This window comes from Paenibacillus sp. FSL P4-0176 (assembly GCF_037975265.1).
Taxonomy (GTDB): domain Bacteria; phylum Bacillota; class Bacilli; order Paenibacillales; family Paenibacillaceae; genus Paenibacillus; species Paenibacillus amylolyticus.
In genome coordinates, this window is the sequence record NZ_CP150242.1 from 5,462,167 (window position 1) to 5,480,660 (window position 18,494).

Consider the following 18,494-nt stretch of genomic DNA (forward strand, 5'->3'; position numbering starts at 1 on the left):
GGGTTTCATTCACGCACTCATTATATTTCACCCTTCGAGGAAATGTCAACGCTTTCTTTTCCAATTACAGGCCCCTTTATCTTGCAGCAGGTCCTGTACTTTGACGCACAATCAGCTCCGGTTGCAGAATGATCTGCTTCTTCGGTTTGCCTTGGTTAATCAACTCATGCAGCACATCCACAGCCTGTTTGCCAAGCTGATACGTGTTCTGGGATACGGTTGTCAGTTCCGGTATAACGGCACTGGCGAGCGGTGTATCATCAAAACCTACAATGGATATATCCTTCGGAATTGAGAGCCCATGCTCAATCGTCGATTTGATGGCGCCAATCGCTGTATTGTCATTGACACAGATAACTGCGGTAGGTGGATTGTCACGATCCAGCAGTTTGGACATCTCCCGTTTGCCGTCGTCGATGGAGAAGCTGCCGAGCAGTTGCCGTTCTTTGGGTATTTCGAGCCCATGTTCCCGAAGTTTCTTCTGCACAGCTCTGACCTTGACCATGGTGGTGGATAACTCTTTCAGGCCGCCAACAAAGGCGATATCACGATGCCCCAGTTCAAGCAAATGCTCCGCTGCAAGGGCTGCCCCTGCACCTTCATCCGTGTACACCCGGTGGAACCCGCCTTTGGCAATATTGCCATTGACCAGCACGATTGGCATACGTTTGCCCATATCAATCAATTCCTGCGCCATGTCATCCGGACAGACCTGCATGTTAATACGCCCGCCGAGAAAAATAATCCCGTCTACCCGCTTCTCTCGTAGGATGGACAAATATTCAGATTCCCTGTTATAGTCGCCTGCGGTATTACACAGAAAGAAGGTATACCCCAATCCGCGAGCCTCATTCTCCGCGCCCCAGAACACTTCCGGGAAGAAGGGATTGGTAATGTCCGGCAGGATGATGGCAATAGTGCCCGTCTCTTTCTTGATCAGACTGCGCGCCTGCGCGTTGGGCTGAAACTGGTGTTTTTCAATGATGGACATAATCTTCTCTCGGGTGCTTGCACGCACAGGTGCCGTATCATTCAGTACCCGGGAGACCGTCGCTACAGATACATTTGCTTCTTTGGCGATGTCGTATATGGTGATCGGTGTCATAGCGGAACCTTCCTTTTTCTCTAATTTTCCCTATTTTCCCTGCTTATCATACCAGATAAGGAATGGCGATGAAATGGGTTTCATTGACGGGCGAATGATTTCACACTGAACCCATAGAAATTCCGGGTATAACATTCATACGTTAATTATTCTTTGCATTACGCATTAGCGTCAATATATACAGGACATGTTTGCTTTTCTTTATTTCACCTTCTAATCTGCGTTTATGGTCCATATATTAAATTGTAAGCGAATTCATTGGAGATTAGAGGAGTGTGAACAACGTCATGATCATTCAAGTCAGTCCGCTGGCAGAAGCAAGACTTACTGAAAAGCTGGGAGATCGACCAGGCTATTTCAAATTGTTTTATGATACCGATGGATGCGGTTGTGACGGAATTGCGGTACTTCTGATCTTAAACGAACCGGATAGCGATGATGTTACCGTAGAAGCGGGGTCGCTTCCCTTTGTAATCAACAAACAGCAGCAGATTTACTTTGAACCCTCTCTGCGTCTGCAATCCGAGCACAGTTTCCCTTCATTCCGACTGAGCAGCGATTCCATGATCTATGGCAGTAATGTCAAAGTCCATGATTTACGAGATACCGCAGACGTAGCCCCTCAGCCCACTGGATGGTTTGTACGATAAACGTTGAATTAGCACTATAATCAAAACCTCCCAAGCCCAGATGTCATGCGGGACGGGAGGTTTTTTATCAATTTTAAAGGCGAAGAAGCAAGACCAGAATTTTGTGACCGGCTTTAAGCAATACCGAATTGATAAGCGCTGGTTGTACCTTTCACTAGTAAAGACTTATATATCAACGTAATTGTCGTTTACCGGATCGGGGAACGAAACGTTAATGAGCTTTTATATCACAGACTTTTGCCAGAGCATTTGCCAAAAAAAGACGTGATTAAATTTGTCGTTCACAGCGACAAATTTAATCACGTTTATCAAGACATGCTATCAAAAGGATTGCGTCTAGATCCAGCTTGTCTCGTCGGGCTAACTGCCCGGCCAACGAGCACCTTCTCGCATCTTAAAACGAAAGTGCCCTCCCTAATTCAGTCATCTCTAGCATTCGCTCTTGTGGGGTTGTTATAGATCACTAGAGTTCTATAAGGATTGAATTTTCTTTCCCTATTTCCGTTTATGTTCCAGTATCCGGCAATCCGAACATCTCATGATGCGGGAACTATCGATCCAATCGGTGATTCGCAGGAAGCGAAAGAAGTCTTTCTATACGCCATCTGTCATCTATCCAAATCGCCTGAAGCGTAAATTCCATGCCACAGCACCTCAGCAAAAAATGGTGACGGATATTACGTATATTTCGGATGGAAACACGTTTGTTTACCTGTCCGTGATTCAAGACTTGTTCAACAACGAAATTGTAGCTTGGCAGTTGTCTAAACGGAACGATGTTCAGCTCGTATTGGATACGGTAGAACAATGGACACAAAGAAGAGACGTTTCGGAAGCCGTGCTCCATTTGGATCAGGGCTTCCAGTATACGTCTCAGGCGTACAACACACGATTAGAAGAATTTGGCGTCAAGGGCAGCCACTCTCGCAAAGCAACCTGCCTGGATAACGCATGCATCGAATCCTTCTTTTCACATCTCAAGACAGAGAAGCGGTACCTTAACCAGTGTAATTCAGAAGCAGAGATTCGACAAGCCGTGGAAGATTACATGTACAATTACAACTACCGACGATTTCAAGCCAAACTCAAACAGCGCGAACCGATTGAATATCGATGCGCGCTGGCAGCATAGCTTTTTTCATCTGTCTACTTGACAGGGGTATGACCATGTATGACATGTTTTTTTTGTTTATTCATTTACTCCTGATAGACAACTATACTTACATTAGAATTGTTATCTTCTGGCGTACTTGCTGTAAAAATGACATTATGATCCATCGTGGTGACATTCCACCCGGCCATCGAATTCTCAAATGCAGAACCAATTTTCTCAGCCAGTCCATTTAATGTCTCTGTTCCTGACAATCTTAAACGTTTGGAAACTTCATTCGTACCGTCTCGAAATACAACTCTAATAATCCCTGGCGCGCTGGGGCCAGAATCAATTTTTAAACTTATAGCTTGCTTTACTCCTGCAAAGGTCTCCGATCCTGGTGTAGTAATCGAGCTTGATACCAATCCAATACCTGTTGTCGCTTCCACGATTGCCACGGATAGTTTAGGATTGTTAGCCGAAGGTGCTCGGGCTGTAAATATAACATTTCTATCATTTGACGTAGCGTTCCAATCAACTAAAGACGTGTTAAATGCCCAAGCTATCTTCGTTGCTACTTCGGCAGCAGTTTCTGTACCTATTAATTCAATATCTTTAAGAATGGTTGTGCTACCGTCTGTAAATGTAGCAGTAATCGTTCCGGCAGCTGTAGCCCCTGAATCTATCACTAAGGTAGCCACTTGTGCTTCGCCAGTAGGGTATGGAGCTCCTACGGTTGTTATTGTACTATCTGGCATGCCAATTCCTGTGTTTAATCCCGAAAGTCTCGCCATAGCTTTTATGTTATTCTCTGCCGGAAACTCGGCTGTAAAAATTACATCTGAGCCCCGTGACGAAACGATCCAATTCGGAATCATGCTCCCGAATGCTGCTGCTATCTTGTTAGCAAGATCACTTCCTGTTTCAGGACTTCCCATCATAGACACATAGGCTGTCCACGAGGAGACTCCATCCGTAAATTTGACGCCTATCGGCCCATGATCACTTTCTGAATTGGGAAGACGCAGCGTAATCACTTGGGATGTGTTAGTCGTAAGATTTCCTGGAACTTCAAGTGTACTTGAAGGCGCCCCTACTCCTGATGCTTCCAAAGCGTATATTCGAACATTTTCATTATTAGTACCTGGCGTTTGCGATTTGAAATGTATTCGACTCCCATCAGCTTCTGCACCCCAACCAGCTACAGATGTTCCAAATGCGGCTGCTATTTTAGATGCTACTTCAGCCGCTGTTTCTGTTCCCAAGATGTAGATATTTTTTTGAACTGGCACTCCTCCATCTGTAAAATAAACATAATATGAACCCGGAGCCGTTGCACCGTTCTCTATCACTAGTGTTGCTATTTGTGCTGTACCCTGTAACGGTGCTGTTCCTACAGATGTAATCGAACTATCTGGCATACCAATCCCTGTGTTTAATCCCGAAAGTCTCGCCATAGCCTTTATGTTATTCTCTGCCGGAAACTTGGCTGTAAAAATCACTTCTGAGCCCCTTGACGAAACGATCCAATTCGGAATCGTGCTCCCGAATGCGGATACTATCTTGTCAGCAAGATCACTTCCTGTTTCAGGACTTCCCATCATAGACACATAGGCTGTCCACGAGGAGATTCCATCCGTGAATTTGATGCCTATCGGCCCATGATCACTCTCTGAATTGGGAAGACGCAGCGTAATCACTTGGGATGTGTTGGTCGCAGGATTTCCTGGAACTTCAAGTGTACTTGAAGGTGCCCCTACTCCTGATGCTTCCAAAGCGTATATTCGAACATTTTCGTTATTAGTACCTGGCGTTTGCGATGTGAAATGTACTCGACTCCCATCAGCTTCTGCACCCCAACCCGCTACGGATGTTCCATACGCGACTGCTATTTTAGATGCTACTTCAGCCGCTGTTTCTGTTCCCAAGATGTAGATATTTTTTTGAACTGGCACTCCTCCATCTGTAAAATAAACATAATATGAACCCGGAGCCGTTGCACCGTTCTCTATCACTAGTGTTGCTACCTGAGCCGTACCTACATTGTTATAAATACTACCTGGGACAGTTATGACACTTCCACTCGAAACCACACCTGTCATAATGCTTTCAACGGTGGCTTTAACATGATCGTTGTTAACAGCTGGATTTAATGATGTAAAATAAATGTTTGCACGCTCAGCATCCACATTCCATCCTGTTAGTGCATTATCAAACGCTTGTACGATTTTAGCAGCTACCTCAGTATCCAATTCAGTTCCATCAAGCTCTACGTAAACGGTCACTGGATTGACTCCATCCGTAAATGTGGCACGCAATGAACCTGCCGTATCTGCACCACTTGTTATTGTCAGAGTGGCAACTTGAGATATACCTTGAACGGCTTTGACTCCTTCAGTGGCGATTAATGTGGAGGTCTTCACTCCAGTAGTAATCGAAGGTGAACCGGATCCATTAGATGTAGTGTTTGAATCTGAATTTAAACTCGCAGTAGGTATAGATGGTGAAGGTATATTATCTTTATCTTCACTTTCTGTCTCTTGTTCTTGTTCTTGAATCAAGCTTATCGCTTTATCCAACATCACAACTGCCTCAGCTCGCGTAATTGGAGATGCCGGTTTGAATGAACCATTTGTATAACCAGTAATGATATATTTTGAGAATGTAGCACCTATGGCACCCTTACTCCAATATGTAAACTCTGAAGAATCCTTAAATGCTAAAGCTGCTTTTTCATTACTAGGTAATTTCAGTAAGTCTGCTACAATAACTGCAGCTTCTTGACGGCTTATCGGTTTAGAAGTACGTATAGTTTGATCTTTATAACCTTGTATGTAACCTGCTTTTACCGCTTTTTGCACTTCTAGATAGCTCCAATTTGAAGACGACAAGTCAGTGAAATGTAGTTCTTCTACCTCATTAAAATCAAACTGACGATTAACCAATGCCATAAATTCTCCACGTGTAATTACATCGTTGGGTTTAAGTGTTTGGTCGGAATATCCTTTAATCAACCCTTCTGAGAGCCATTTGCTAAGGGTATACTCGGCCCAATGTCCTTCAATATCTAAATTGGTTTTCTGACCATATGCTACCCCACTCAAGACGGATACCAAACTGGTTGCTAATATGAATGTGCTTACTTTTTGAATCACTTTTCTATAAAACATATACTTCCTCCAGTTCAAATATAAAGCTATTTATTTACTCAATAGAATAGATTAGTCTGTGCCTCCCCTCCAGTTACTCTTCCTTAAAGCGAATTTGAATTAAGGTATAAGCTTCAACCATCCGCCTTTTTCTTAATGCTATCTTATTATATCGGTTTACACTAGTTCACGAGTTATACTTATTACTTATGTTCTTTTACTCAGCACTATTTTTTTCTGAATTAAGCGAGCCTTGTACTCAAATTTGCGTTCTTATAATGAGCTATCTATAGGGTGGTATCAACCGCCCCGGCATTCGTGATGATTAATTTCTTGGCTGAAGCTTGCTCATAATTAAGTTACCGGTTGGGGAGATTGTTGGGGTAGCAATAATCATGCCACCTACCAAATTGTTTATCGTTACAGTGTATTATTCTATTTTAGTAACTACGTTAATTGTAGCGTTGCCCGACTTACTGCCGTTGGCCGTTGAGATCGCGGTGATCGTATAAGGACCAGGTGGAGTATTTGCTGCTACACTCACCAACCCATTCGCATCTACAGTAACATTGTTGTTCGTGTTACTACTGGTCCACGTAACGGTTTGGACTGCTTCACCGCTGACATTCACGTTAGCTGTTAACTGTTCCGTATTGCCCTGCACCACACTCTCACTGGATGGACTGACTGTCACACTGTTCAATACAGGTGCTGAAGTCACTGTAATCGTTGCACTATCGGACTTAGTCCTGTCAAACGTTGACGTTACTGTAATTGTATAAGGACCAGGTCGGGTATTTGCTGCTAATGCTTGATGAAATTGTAACAAGATCAATTTTATTTTTGAAATCCTCAGATCCATTTAACTCCATTTTTAATCTTTATAAAACTATGATGACATCGTCTACTGATAGTGAATTAGATTCAATTCTACGTAAAAACATTATTGTAAGCTCTCTCACTGGCAATATCATTTGTTAGGTAATGTAAATCAACGTTCACCTTGGTTATCTTTATAAAGGGATTGTTACTGTTTGCAGTTCTCCAATCTCTCATCAAATTTAAAACAACACCTAATGAATAATAAATCTCTGTGAGTTTTTTTAATCTTTTCTTCTCCCACTTCTCCCTGTATATTTGGCCTACAGTATCAAATATAATGAAAGTCAAAAATGCTTCCTTGATTTTAGGTAAAAACTCTATGTACATACTGTATTGATTTAATGTGTATTCCTGTCCTATCATCATACTCACCCAGCAAATAGTGTTATAAAAAATATTTGAAAAGATTGCTGATGTAAAACCATCTTATTTGGAATTTTTTTATATTTATGAGAAATATGTTTACTATCTTTTAGCCTCTTTATCCAAACACTTCTTTACGCCCACCTCACTTAATGTTAGATTTTATAACATATCATTATGAAAGCGAGTGGGTTGAAGATGGATCTGCAACAGTTATTGACTATCCCCATTCTCTCCAAAGCAAAGGTTATTACCGGACATCGTGGCCTTGATCGCTTGGTGCAATCGATTAATATTATGGACGCACCAGATATTGTCCAATTCCTGAAGCCGGGAGATATGCTGCTGACGAACGGTTATATCCTAAAAGATCGTCCCGATGCTCATCTTGCATTCATTACAGACATGCATGCAATTGGTTGTGCGGCGCTTGCTGTCAAGACACAGCGTTTCTCTCTTGAATTATCTCCGCAACTGCTTGAAACAGCCGACAGGTTGGGCTTCCCGATCATCGAGCTGTCTGAAATAGACAATACACTCGGTGAGATATTTCAACATTCGATCAGTGCCATCCTTCAGAACAAAACCCATGAGCTCCACTACGCCTTGTCTATTCACAAGCAATTTTCCACGATGGTGATGCAGGGAAAAGGCATACCATCCATCGTAGATACGTTGTCTCAGTTGCTATCCTCACCTGTACTTCTGCTTGGTTCGAAGAAGCAGATTACGGCAAGCTCCCATTATGCACAACAGATGGATCACCAGTCTCTCGCCGCGCCCTTACTGACTTTTATAGATGAGTACCCTTCCTTCCACACCGCAATCTCGATCTGTCTACTTACTGCTGATAAATATCGACACGCCGAGCTTCATCCCATCTTCACGGATCGGCACGAGGGCTATTTGATCGCACTATACGACAGTTCCACAACCTCTAAGCTCTCCACTCTGGCACTGGAGCAAGCGGTCAATGTGATTGGTCTGGAGTTAACCAAGAAGCAAGCCGTCAAGGAGCGCTCCCGCCGTTACAAAAATGAATATTTCTCCGATCTCATTCAGGGTTTCATTCGTTCGGAACAAGAAGCGCTGCATCGCGGCAAGAAATATGGGCTGCAAGCCAAAGGAAGTTCCGTTCTAATCATCGCCAAAAAGGATGAACCCTTAGCGGGCATACCTAAACAGAACTCTACTTCCTCCGGGGAAGAGCGGTTCATCTCGGAACGAGACGCTAATTATGAGCTGATTAAACAGGAATTCGCCAGATTGGATCTCTCCTTTGTCATGTTCACTAAGAACGACCAGTTCGGCATACTCGTTTTTTTGGCTGAATCGTCTTGGGACGAACACACCGTTGTTCAGCAGCTTGAGCGGATAGCGAGCAATCTGTATACAGAGTCGCAGCTCAGCCTATCCTTCGGCATAGGTAATTCCTACACCAATGTATTGGATATTGGACTCTCCTATAAAGAAGCAGTCAAGGCGCTCCAATCCGGTTATCAGATGCGAAAGACACGCTTCGCTCATTCCTATCAAACCATGGATATAAGCCGTCTGCTGCGCATGATCCCCCACGATGAGATGCTGCAGTTCCATCAAGAAACCTTTAAGCCCTTCAACGACCGAGATCCAAACGAGCGTAACGAGCTGATGAAAACCTTGTCCTCCTTCTATGAGAATCATTGCCAGATCGTTGATACAGCCAAAGAGCTGTTCGTACATCGCAATACAGTGATCTATAGGTTGGAAAAATGCGAGAAACTAACCGGCAGGAACATTAAGGACCCAATGGAGAGCCTTCGCTTCCGACTTGCCTTCGCACTTGAGTCCCTTTTGAATGTTAATCCAGCCCCTAGTGAAGCTAATCATACGTCTTAAATCGAGAACGTGTCATGTATAATGACACGTTCTTTTGTTTTCTTTTCATATTCAATTCACGTTCAATCCTCATTTGGGCATTTTAACTGATTTAATTCTATTTTTATGTTCAGAGTAACTAATGACAATGATGCAAACAGTCTATATGATTAGGAATATATTCATTAATGTCATGTTAATTAACATCAAATTACATCAAGAAACGAAAAAACATCAGGCTGTAGGAAAGGGGCTACCTATCATGGCTATACAGATACAAGGCGTATCCAAATCATTTGTCAGTGCAACTGGAGAAGATATTCAGGTCCTGGCTGAGGTTTCGATGCAAATCAAGAAACAGGAGTTCTTCAGTATCGTGGGACCGAGCGGTTGTGGCAAAAGTACGATTTTCAATATTATCGCAGGTCTGCTTAAACCAACAAATGGCAAGGTTATCGTCTGTGGCGAAGAGATCGATCAGACCACCGGGCATGTCGGTTATATGATGCAGAAGGACCTGTTACTTCCTTGGAGAAGCATCCTGGACAATGTCACGCTAGGCTTGGAAGTGAAGGGCATGTCCAAAAAGGATCGTGGCGATATTGCCATGGATTATCTGGATCGTTATGGCCTGGCTTCATTCGCAGGAGCCTATCCCTCCACACTATCAGGCGGTATGCGCCAACGTGTAGCCCTCATTCGTACCCTCGTTACCCAGCCCGATATTATATTACTGGATGAACCCTTCTCCGCACTTGATTATCAGACCAGACTCATTCTGGAAGATGAAATCTTGTCTATCCTGAAATCCGAGGGCAAAACAGGCGTCCTGATCACGCATGACATTGAGGAAGCCATCGCCATCTCCGACCGTATTGCCGTTATGAGTAAACGACCAACAACCGTGAAGCAGGTGTATGACATTGGTCTCGCCTCGCAATATGGCTCAGCACTAAAAGCCCGCTCTGACCAGAAGTTTAAACAGTATTTTGAATCGATCTGGTCAGAGCTTGATATCCAAATGGGGAGGATCAGCTAATGAAGATCACATCACCTGAAGTTACCCTTGCCGGAAAGCCTGCTGGAGTTACGAAGAGCAAGAGCAAACGCAGACAGTCCACCTTCTCCAAAGAATGGCTGATGACGATGCTGTGGCGGTTCATTATTGTAGCGGTCATCCTGGTGATATGGGAATCCGCCGTTCGCTTGGAAATGGTTAACGGTTTCCTCATGGGTTCACCAAGCGCCATTCTTGATGCCGCCATCACGATGGCCAGCTCAGGGCAACTGCTTACAGACGCGTTTGCAACGGTGAATGCTACCGTTATCGGATTCGTAGCCGGAAGCTTAATCGGTTCATTGGCAGGACTGCTCATGTGGTATTCCAAGTCCGTTGCCCGTGTGCTCGATCCGTTCATTGTAGCGATGAACGGTATTCCGAAGATCGCACTCGCTCCCATGATTATCATCTGGTTTGGTTCAGGCATCTTCTCCAAGATTGCTCTGGCCTCCGTAGCAACGTTTATCGTAGCACTGTTATCCGCCTATCAAGCGACGCATCAAATCGACGAATCCCAGATTAATCTGATGAAATCCTTCGGTGCAAAGAAATCACAAATTTTCCGCAAGATTATCGTTCCTTCCTCTCTGCCATGGATCATCTCGGCCTTCCGGATCAATATCGGTTTGGCATTGGTGTCTGTTGTAGGTGGAGAATTCATCTCTTCAGATAAAGGACTTGGACACATGGTATTCGTCGAAGGTAATCTGTTCAACCTTCCGGCCGTATGGGTTGGCGTGTTCATGCTAATGCTGGTCGCCATGCTCCTCTACACCTGTGTCGGTTATATCGAATCCCGTCTCCTTCCATGGAATGACAACAAGACCAGCAGCAAATCCACATCTGTATAGCTGACCTACAACGATTAAAGGGGACTGATGACTAATGCGTACATTCAAAAAGATAGCTTTTCTAGCAACGATGACGGTTATTTTGACTACACTGCTCAGTGCATGCGGAAGCAATGCCACAACACCCGCGAGTGGTGCAGGTGCATCTAATAGCGGGGGGCAAGCAAATACGCAGGTGGACAAAATTATGGTCTCCGAGGTGTATCACAACCTGCTCTACCTTCCCTTATATGTAGCGAACAACCAAGGTTTTCTAAAGGAGAATCGCATTGAGCTCTCTTCCATACGTGCTGCCGGAAGCGGTCCAACAGCATTGTCTTCGGTGATCTCAGGCGAGTCGGCGTTCTCCTTCCACGGTCCTGAGCATGTCGCATTTGCTAATGCAAAGGGCGGAGATGCTCGCTCACTGGTCCTTCTATCCGGCAGTGCCCCAGTCTGGGCAGTTGCGCGAGAAGGAGTAACCGTGAACTCGACAGCGGATTTCAAAGGTAAAACCATCGTGGTGGGTTTGGCACCTACAAGTTCGAACAGCTTACTGCGGAAGCTGTTCGCTGACAATAACATCGATATCGACAAGGATGTGACGATCACCGAGGTTCAGAATGGCTCCGAGCTTGGTGCTGTATTAGCTGGCAAAGCCGATATTGCTATCGTTTACGAACCTCAGCTGGATCAAGGCATTGCAGAAGGACTGCATATTGTCCACGATTTCACAAAGGATTACCCTGACTTTGCCTTTGCAACGATGAATACAACCGCAAGTTTCATTGAAAAGAATCCTGATCTCACCCAGCGCTTTGTCACCTCTATTGAACAAGCCCTGGACTACATTCAATCGAATCCTGAAGGCGCAAAAGCAGTTGCCGTGAAGGAGTTCCCGAATTTGGACAAAAACGTCGTAGAGCAAGCGGTACAACGCATGATCGACAGCAAGGTATATCCTGCGGAGGGACTCATCAACGAATCAGCCTTCGAGACCGCAATCGATATGCAACGCTTCATCGGCAATCTGAAGGAAGACCTCGCTTATGAGGACATTATCGATTCAAGCTTCACCACCAAATAGAGAGAGAAAGGGTGATTACTCTGAACCAGGACGACTATCTCACACACCGCCGTACAGAAAGCACCAAATATGCGGACGGAGTTATTACAAGCGAGGAGCTTGCCCTATTTACAGCAGACTTGGAGCTGATTCGAAACTTCAAGTTGCCAGAAGAAGTAGGACCCAATCCCCCGCACCCGCATAGGAGCGTGCCGCTGCGATGATTACCAAACCACTTAACGAGCTGACGATTGCTGAAGCCGCAACACTGATTAAAAATAAGTTGATATCTCCTGTCGAGCTTACGAAATCCTATTTAAATCGCATTGAGAAAGTAGAGCCTGCTGTGCAAGCCTTCGTTACGGTCACCGCCGAACAGGCTTTGCAGGCCGCAAGAGAGTCTGAACAGAAACTGATGAATGGCGAATATCTCGGTCCTCTGCATGGCATTCCCTATGGAGCCAAAGACATTATCCATACCGCTGGCATACGCACCTCGGCCGGATCAAGTACCTTTCCAGACTTCGTACCCGGAACAAATGCAACTGTGATTAATAAGTTGCAAGCTGCAGGTGCTATCCTGCTCGGCAAGACAACAACGACGGAGTATGCCTTTCAGGGAGGAGAACCGCCAACCCGCAACCCATGGAATCTAGAACATACCCCAGGCGGTTCCAGCTCCGGCTCTGCCGCTGCAGTTGCGGCTGGCATGGCTTCCTTCACACTCGGAACACAGACCTTTGGATCTCTGCTTAGACCCGCAGCTTACAACGGATTAACCTGTATGAAACCCACTTACGGCAGAGTTAGCCGTAATGGTGTCATCACAGCCAGTTGGAGCCTGGATCATATTGGCGCATTCACTCGGTCCGCACAAGATAACGCAATCGTTCTGGAAGCAATGGCCGGGCAAGATGAGCTGGACTCCTTCACGCTTCCTTATGGCAAGCCAGACTTAAAAAATGCTCTTGAGCATCCTATTTCAGAAATGGTGATCGGTCTCCCGAGCAACTTCTTCCAAACCGATGAACCAGCGATCTTGTTAGCGGTAGAGTCGGCAATCGCTGTGCTTGAGAAGCTGGGCATGCAATGGAAGAAAGTTGACCTGCCCTCTTATATGGAAGAGACCATTGCTGCTCATCGTACGGTTATGCGGGCAGAAGCTGCCGCCTTCCATCAGGAACGCTTCGCGGAAGCCTCTGATCGTTACGGTCACACGATGCGGGAGCAGCTTGAGCTTGGTTACCAGACGAGTGCCGTTGATTATTTGCAGGCACAACGCATCCGAACGATATTCCGGAGCGAGATGATGATGCTTTTCGATGAAGTGGATGTGTTATTGACTCCATCAACACCCTATGTGGCCCCATACGGCTACAAGACGGGGAGCCCGATTTTTAACGGACCGTTCACCAATACGGGTCTACCGTCCATCACCGTACCCATCGGGTTTGATACCACCTCAGGGAAGCAATTACCTATCGGCATGCAGCTTGCTGGTCCACTCATGCGAGAAGACCGCCTGTTGTCCATCGCTCATCATTATCAGCAGGCTACGAACTGGCATCAGTTAACACCAATCATACACATTCATTAGGAAAGGAATGACCGCTACGATGTCTACCATCATACATGCAAGTGCAGCACCCAAGTTCCCGCTTCCTTTCTCCCATGCTGTCCGCGCAGGAGATTTCCTCTACGTCGCAGGTCAGGTAGGTGTCGATCCACAGACGCTTGAGCCCATTGGCGGCATTAAGGAGCAGACGGAGCAGTGCATTCGTAATATTGAGGTGATCCTGCAAGAAGCCGGACTTACACTCGATCATATTGTGAAGGTAACCACTCATCTGGCCCGAGTCGAGGATCAACCCGAATACAACGAAGTGTATGCGCGAATGATTAAACAACCCTATCCCGCCCGTATTACCGTATTCAGCGGTTTAGGCCCTTATTTAATTGAAATGGAAGTGCTGGCGTATGCGCCTTCCATTCGAGGAGAGTAACACATCACCAAAGAGCACCTGTAGCCATAGATGGGTACAGGTGCTCTTTTTGTTCTAGAAACCCGGTTCTCTTTTGAGAAAAGGGTTTCTTTTCGTATTCCTATTTTGTTTTGAAGCGAGATGCTTCTTCGGCAAGTTGTTTGGTCAGTCCATCAATTCTCTGCACCATATCTGTCAAATGTTCCGTCATGCCGGACTGTTCCTGCATTGTTGCTGTGACTTCCTCAACAGAAGCCGACACCTCTTCACCGGAAGCAGACAAGTTCTGTGCCGCCCCAATGACGTCATCCTTATCACGTTCAATGGATTCGATCTCTGTGGCAATAGCTTGAACCTGGCTCATCATCTCATTCATATTCTCGGTGACAAAATTGAATGTCTCCTTGGTCTGGCTAACGCTGCTCTTATGCTGTTCCGCAATTGCTTCAATAGCCTGAACACTTCGGTTATTCTGCTCCACGTGATCAATGGTCTGCATCACAATTCGGTTGATATCCTCCGATTGAGCTGTCGTCTGCTCTGCCAGCTTGCGAATCTCAGAAGCAACGACTGCGAAGCCACGTCCCTGTTCACCAGCTCTCGCCGCCTCGATCGAAGCATTCAAAGCAAGTAATTTCGTCTGATTTGCGATTTCGGCAATCGTACCTGTAATCTGGTGAATGCCCGAGGAGCTTTCGGCGAGTTGCACTGTAATTTTGGAGATGTTGCCAACTTCAATCTCGTTCTGCCCGTTCACCGCAATGAGTGCATCAATAACTTCATGATTATTTTTGAATGCATCCGTAATTTCATCTGCCTTGAACTTCACTGCCTGCGACATTCCATTCACGTTGGCAATCTTGTTACCAACATTCATGAATTTGTCCACAATGGCTTCCGTATCGTTCGCCTGGGACTCCATCGCTCGTGAAATCTCAAATGCTGTGGTCGTTGTTTCGGCAATCGTGGTCGAAGTTTGCTGAGTGGACTGTTCCAGCTCGGATGTACTTGTTTTCAGGATGCCGATGGAATGGTTCATGCTGGAGATCAGCTGTTTATTACCTGCTGCCATGGTATTGAAGCTGTCCACCAATTGTTTGAATTCTCCGCTATATTTACCTTGAGCCTGCACCGTCAGATCGCCGTCAGCAAGCTGTCTGAACAACACAGTTAGTCTTGTAATTGGTCTGGTTACCAGCAAAGAGATCAGAATACCCGCTACGACGGAAACCGCAATAGCACTAAACAGAACAATATACATCTGTTTTGCCATCGCACGCAAAGGCTTCTGCACATCGCTCAGTTTATCTTCAACAACGACGGTCCAATCGGATCTTGGTATTTTGGAGTAATACGCCACTTTCTCATCTGTGCTAATATCCCCTTGCTGTAGTTCAGCGCCAGGAGCAAGATCTATCAATGATTGGTATTCGCCGGACTCCATCTTCTGGCCTGCCAACTTCTCATCCGCTGAATCGTAGATGACCGTACCTACACGGTCCAGAATGATCACTTTTCCCTCATCATTAATATTGATATTTTGTAGCTGATTAACGAAGAACGAGGTGGATGCTGCAGATACGAGCACTCCCTGTACTTCTTGATTCTCATTGTAGATTGGCATGGCAAAAGCCGTACCTAATTGTCCTGAGGACTTGGCTACAATCCCTTCACTAATCACGTTTTTACCCTGAATCGCTTCTTGGAAATATGCCCGATCTCCGCGTTCCGCCTTGATAACTGCCGGATCATTCGCTGCAATAATAATGCCATTCCGATCCAACAAAATCAGACTGTTGTTACCTTCCATACCTGCCAGACTGTCCGCGAGAATACCACTCGCCTTATCCAGCAGCTCATTGTTTTCCGAGAAGAAGTTCTCACCTTCCTGTCCATCCGTATTCCGAATCTCCAGCAAATCCTGGAAGGTCCGATGTGTTGTGATCAGAAAGGTGGATTGTTCTTCCAAACTTAGTGAAGCAGACAGACCTGCCCCCACCCGGTCCGAGGTTGCTTTAATCTCATCTTTGCTTTTGTCGAGTGTGATGACAGCCGCTACAGTGTAGGATACTACTGCAGTTACCGCCAGTACGATACACACCAGCAGACTGATCATAAGTGGCAGTTTGACTCTGAACGACATGTTGCGCATGCGTTCTCTTGCCTTGCTAAATACCATGATTACATTCACCATCCATTTTCATTTTCATCATTATGAAGTCCAAATTCTATGTATCTACTTTATATCGGTCGATATCAAATAATCTGTAAGCTGTTTCGCCAGTTATACTAGGTCAAAGGCCACTGCAAACGATTGGAAAATGAAGACTTTGGGTTAATACAAAATATAACATCAACATCGTATAATATATAAAATACATATCGTGCAGGAAGAGGGACGACGCATTGAATCCGAAAATGCCTACTTTATTAAAAGTCGAATAGGAGAAGTGATATGGCAAAAACAGCATTACCTACGCTATTAAATGTCGTGCGCATTTTATTGAGTGTAAAACTGATCTACGTGATTGTGTCCTTTATCGTGTTCCTCATTGACTTCAACCAGAACCTGGAGACCTATCTGGGTTTCTTACGCAAAGGAGATGATCTGGCTTACGCCTCTGGCGTAATCTTAGCCAGAATGTTGTTTATCATCGGTCCCAGCCTGCTTGCTGTTATATTCATCACCAAAAGAAAGTTCAAGCTCACCGTGACGTTTCTGAGTCTGGCGCTATTCGTTTCCATTCCAAATGAGAGTAACCTGTTCACCCTGATTCATCTCTTTGCCCTGCTTATCGTGCTCTTGCATCGTCCAAGCAAGTTGTATCTGAAACGAAAGGATACCCCTGTCAATGAAGCCGTAGTTGAACCGAAGAATTAATTCGAAAAGCGATCACATGACATTGAAGCCTAGAAAAAAAGGGAGAGCGCACAAGATATGATGTCATAATAAAAAAACAAGGACGTTCCTATGTATTACAGGAAGGTCCTTGTTTAATGTGACTCATTATACAAAGTGATTGTTAGATTTACAATTACAGTGCAGCTTGATAAATTTGTACTACATCTTCACGCTGCAAGTTTTTGAAGAATCCGAACGGACCAAATCGCATAGCTTTATCAGCCATTACGTCAATCTGACTGTCGTCGATGTCATAGTCCGCCAGACGGCTAGGGGCACCAATCGAAGTCCAGAATGTACGCAGCGCTTCAATCCCTTCTTCAGCAACTTGTTTGTCCGACTTTCCAGTAGGATTAATATCAAATACATTAATGGCCATACGTTTGAATCGATCTACATCCACATCCAGATTATGCTTCATCCAGTGTGGGAAGAGGATTGCAAGACCTCCCCCATGAGGAATGTCATACACAGCCGATACAGCATGTTCTATATTGTGAGAAGCCCAATCTCCGGCAAGACCCATATTCAGGACATCGTTAAGCGCCATTGTTCCGCAGTAGAGAATGGTTTCACGCAGTTCATAGTTTTCTGGATCTTTAATCAGACGAGGGGCCGTATCAATAACGGTACGAAGAATCGTCTCACAGAATCCAAGCTGGACCGGTGTATTCGTATCCAGATGGAAATAGTGTTCAAACACATGAGACATCATGTCTACCATGCCGTATACTGTCTGATCCAGTGGTACTGTGTATGTGTACTCCGGATCAAGAATGGAGAACGCTGGGAAAGAATACTCGCTGAACCATGCCCATTTTTCCTGCGTGTCCTGATTGGTTATTACTGAACCGTTGTTCATCTCGGAGCCTGTCGCTGCCATCGTTAGAATTGTCCCCAGTGGAAGGCCGCCTTCTGGGGTTGCTTCGCGCACAACAACATCCCACATGTCTCCATCGTATTTGGCTCCTACTGCGATGGCTTTCCCGCAGTCAAGCACACTGCCGCCGCCAACCGCAAGAACCAGATCAATGTTATGTGTTCTGCATAGTTCTACACCCTTATGAACCGTAGACAGACGAGGGTTCGGTTCCACACCAGCCAGTTCCGTAACCTCTGCTCCGATTTCATTCAACTGGCTGATTACCTGATCGTACAGCCCGCTACGTTTGATGCTTCCACCACCATATACAAGCAAAATACGCTTTCCGTATTTTGGAACTTCGGTTTGTAGTGCTTGAAGTTGCCCTTTGCCAAAAATCAGCCGGGTCGGATTATAAAACTGAAAAGATCTCATAACGTATGTTCCTCCAAAGAAATCTGAAATTTTGTGCATCCACCATTATAGTTCTCTTTATTCGTAAAAACAAATACAGGCAAGAAGGAGATAACAAATGAGTATGGAGTCTGTCATGGCTAAACACTGTTTTCCTGAACAAAAAAAGCTCCTGCCAGCAAAGTGGCAGGAGCTTACGTGACAGGGATTAAGCATGAACATCACATGATTCATGCTTTCATGACAGGCATGCTATACGTCCCCTCAGATATTAATAAT

At 45.2% G+C, this 18,494-nt stretch carries 16 protein-coding genes; 10 read left to right on the top strand and 6 right to left on the bottom strand.

Annotated elements, in window-relative coordinates; all coding sequences use genetic code 11:
- Nucleotides 1-76: 76 nt before the first annotated feature.
- Nucleotides 77-1,105, bottom strand: a complete 1,029-nt coding sequence (locus tag MKY95_RS25300) for a LacI family DNA-binding transcriptional regulator (RefSeq protein ID WP_036617286.1) — start codon at nucleotides 1,103-1,105, stop codon at nucleotides 77-79.
- A 275-nt stretch (nucleotides 1,106-1,380) separates the two neighbouring features.
- Here MKY95_RS25300 and MKY95_RS25305 point away from each other — a divergent pair, with 275 nt between their 5' ends.
- The gene (locus MKY95_RS25305) at nucleotides 1,381-1,755 is read left to right on the top strand and encodes an iron-sulfur cluster biosynthesis family protein (protein WP_237177085.1); all 375 of its coding nucleotides are present in this window, start codon (nucleotides 1,381-1,383) and stop codon (nucleotides 1,753-1,755) included.
- 538 nt (nucleotides 1,756-2,293) lie between these two features.
- Entirely contained in the window at nucleotides 2,294-2,887 is a 594-nt protein-coding gene (locus MKY95_RS25310; protein ID WP_143781053.1) for an IS3 family transposase, read from the top strand.
- Between the two features lie 65 nt (nucleotides 2,888-2,952).
- Here MKY95_RS25310 and MKY95_RS25315 read toward each other — a convergent pair whose 3' ends face one another.
- The 3 genes from MKY95_RS25315 to MKY95_RS25325 form a co-directional block, all read right to left on the bottom strand.
- The gene (locus MKY95_RS25315; RefSeq protein ID WP_339194983.1) at nucleotides 2,953-6,018 is read right to left on the bottom strand and encodes an S-layer homology domain-containing protein; all 3,066 of its coding nucleotides are present in this window, start codon (nucleotides 6,016-6,018) and stop codon (nucleotides 2,953-2,955) included.
- 409 nt (nucleotides 6,019-6,427) lie between these two features.
- Nucleotides 6,428-6,826, bottom strand: a complete 399-nt coding sequence (locus MKY95_RS25320; protein WP_180361830.1) for an Ig-like domain-containing protein — start codon at nucleotides 6,824-6,826, stop codon at nucleotides 6,428-6,430.
- A 101-nt stretch (nucleotides 6,827-6,927) separates the two neighbouring features.
- Nucleotides 6,928-7,245, bottom strand: coding sequence for a hypothetical protein (locus tag MKY95_RS25325; RefSeq protein WP_144029824.1), 318 nt, complete (start codon nucleotides 7,243-7,245; stop codon nucleotides 6,928-6,930).
- A gap of 195 nt (nucleotides 7,246-7,440) precedes the next feature.
- Between MKY95_RS25325 and MKY95_RS25330 the strand changes: the two genes are divergently transcribed.
- From MKY95_RS25330 to MKY95_RS25360, 7 genes are all read left to right on the top strand, one after another.
- The gene (locus MKY95_RS25330; protein ID WP_339194987.1) at nucleotides 7,441-9,120 is read left to right on the top strand and encodes a PucR family transcriptional regulator ligand-binding domain-containing protein; all 1,680 of its coding nucleotides are present in this window, start codon (nucleotides 7,441-7,443) and stop codon (nucleotides 9,118-9,120) included.
- Nucleotides 9,121-9,361: 241 nt separating this feature from the next.
- Nucleotides 9,362-10,138, top strand: a complete 777-nt coding sequence (locus tag MKY95_RS25335; protein WP_211082670.1) for an ABC transporter ATP-binding protein — start codon at nucleotides 9,362-9,364, stop codon at nucleotides 10,136-10,138.
- On the top strand, nucleotides 10,138-11,010 hold the full coding sequence (locus MKY95_RS25340) for an ABC transporter permease (RefSeq protein WP_339194991.1): 873 nt from the start codon (nucleotides 10,138-10,140) through the stop codon (nucleotides 11,008-11,010). The genes MKY95_RS25335 and MKY95_RS25340 overlap by 1 nt, the downstream gene beginning before the upstream one ends.
- A gap of 34 nt (nucleotides 11,011-11,044) precedes the next feature.
- Nucleotides 11,045-12,076, top strand: a complete 1,032-nt coding sequence (locus MKY95_RS25345; RefSeq protein WP_339194994.1) for an ABC transporter substrate-binding protein — start codon at nucleotides 11,045-11,047, stop codon at nucleotides 12,074-12,076.
- 11 nt (nucleotides 12,077-12,087) lie between these two features.
- A complete protein-coding gene (locus MKY95_RS25350) occupies nucleotides 12,088-12,279 on the top strand; it encodes a hypothetical protein (RefSeq protein ID WP_339194997.1) in 192 nt (63 codons plus the stop codon).
- Nucleotides 12,276-13,652 carry an amidase gene (locus MKY95_RS25355; RefSeq protein WP_339194999.1) on the top strand — a complete coding sequence of 459 codons (1,377 nt, stop codon included), beginning with the start codon at nucleotides 12,276-12,278 and terminating at the stop codon, nucleotides 13,650-13,652. The genes MKY95_RS25350 and MKY95_RS25355 overlap by 4 nt, the downstream gene beginning before the upstream one ends.
- Before the next feature lie 19 nt (nucleotides 13,653-13,671).
- Nucleotides 13,672-14,058 carry a Rid family hydrolase gene (locus tag MKY95_RS25360; protein WP_047843941.1) on the top strand — a complete coding sequence of 129 codons (387 nt, stop codon included), beginning with the start codon at nucleotides 13,672-13,674 and terminating at the stop codon, nucleotides 14,056-14,058.
- Between the two features lie 100 nt (nucleotides 14,059-14,158).
- Here the strand turns inward: MKY95_RS25360 and MKY95_RS25365 are convergent, their stop codons facing one another.
- A complete protein-coding gene (locus tag MKY95_RS25365) occupies nucleotides 14,159-16,216 on the bottom strand; it encodes a methyl-accepting chemotaxis protein (RefSeq protein ID WP_339195001.1) in 2,058 nt (685 codons plus the stop codon).
- A 276-nt stretch (nucleotides 16,217-16,492) separates the two neighbouring features.
- Between MKY95_RS25365 and MKY95_RS25370 the strand changes: the two genes are divergently transcribed.
- Nucleotides 16,493-16,918, top strand: coding sequence for a hypothetical protein (locus MKY95_RS25370; RefSeq protein WP_338706812.1), 426 nt, complete (start codon nucleotides 16,493-16,495; stop codon nucleotides 16,916-16,918).
- 154 nt (nucleotides 16,919-17,072) lie between these two features.
- Here the strand turns inward: MKY95_RS25370 and MKY95_RS25375 are convergent, their stop codons facing one another.
- The gene (locus MKY95_RS25375) at nucleotides 17,073-18,236 is read right to left on the bottom strand and encodes an iron-containing alcohol dehydrogenase (protein ID WP_036674351.1); all 1,164 of its coding nucleotides are present in this window, start codon (nucleotides 18,234-18,236) and stop codon (nucleotides 17,073-17,075) included.
- Nucleotides 18,237-18,494 lie beyond the last annotated feature (258 nt).

Coding starts and splice junctions, on each gene's coding strand:
- MKY95_RS25300 (WP_036617286.1), bottom strand. CDS start 1,105: ATGACACCGATCACCATATACGACATCGCCAAAGAAGCAAATGTATCT.
- MKY95_RS25310 (WP_143781053.1), top strand. CDS start 2,294: ATGATGCGGGAACTATCGATCCAATCGGTGATTCGCAGGAAGCGAAAG.
- MKY95_RS25315 (WP_339194983.1), bottom strand. CDS start 6,018: ATGTTTTATAGAAAAGTGATTCAAAAAGTAAGCACATTCATATTAGCA.
- MKY95_RS25325 (WP_144029824.1), bottom strand. CDS start 7,245: ATGATGATAGGACAGGAATACACATTAAATCAATACAGTATGTACATA.
- MKY95_RS25330 (WP_339194987.1), top strand. CDS start 7,441: ATGGATCTGCAACAGTTATTGACTATCCCCATTCTCTCCAAAGCAAAG.
- MKY95_RS25335 (WP_211082670.1), top strand. CDS start 9,362: ATGGCTATACAGATACAAGGCGTATCCAAATCATTTGTCAGTGCAACT.
- MKY95_RS25340 (WP_339194991.1), top strand. CDS start 10,138: ATGAAGATCACATCACCTGAAGTTACCCTTGCCGGAAAGCCTGCTGGA.
- MKY95_RS25345 (WP_339194994.1), top strand. CDS start 11,045: ATGCGTACATTCAAAAAGATAGCTTTTCTAGCAACGATGACGGTTATT.
- MKY95_RS25355 (WP_339194999.1), top strand. CDS start 12,276: ATGATTACCAAACCACTTAACGAGCTGACGATTGCTGAAGCCGCAACA.
- MKY95_RS25360 (WP_047843941.1), top strand. CDS start 13,672: ATGTCTACCATCATACATGCAAGTGCAGCACCCAAGTTCCCGCTTCCT.
- MKY95_RS25365 (WP_339195001.1), bottom strand. CDS start 16,216: ATGGTATTTAGCAAGGCAAGAGAACGCATGCGCAACATGTCGTTCAGA.
- MKY95_RS25370 (WP_338706812.1), top strand. CDS start 16,493: ATGGCAAAAACAGCATTACCTACGCTATTAAATGTCGTGCGCATTTTA.
- MKY95_RS25375 (WP_036674351.1), bottom strand. CDS start 18,236: ATGAGATCTTTTCAGTTTTATAATCCGACCCGGCTGATTTTTGGCAAA.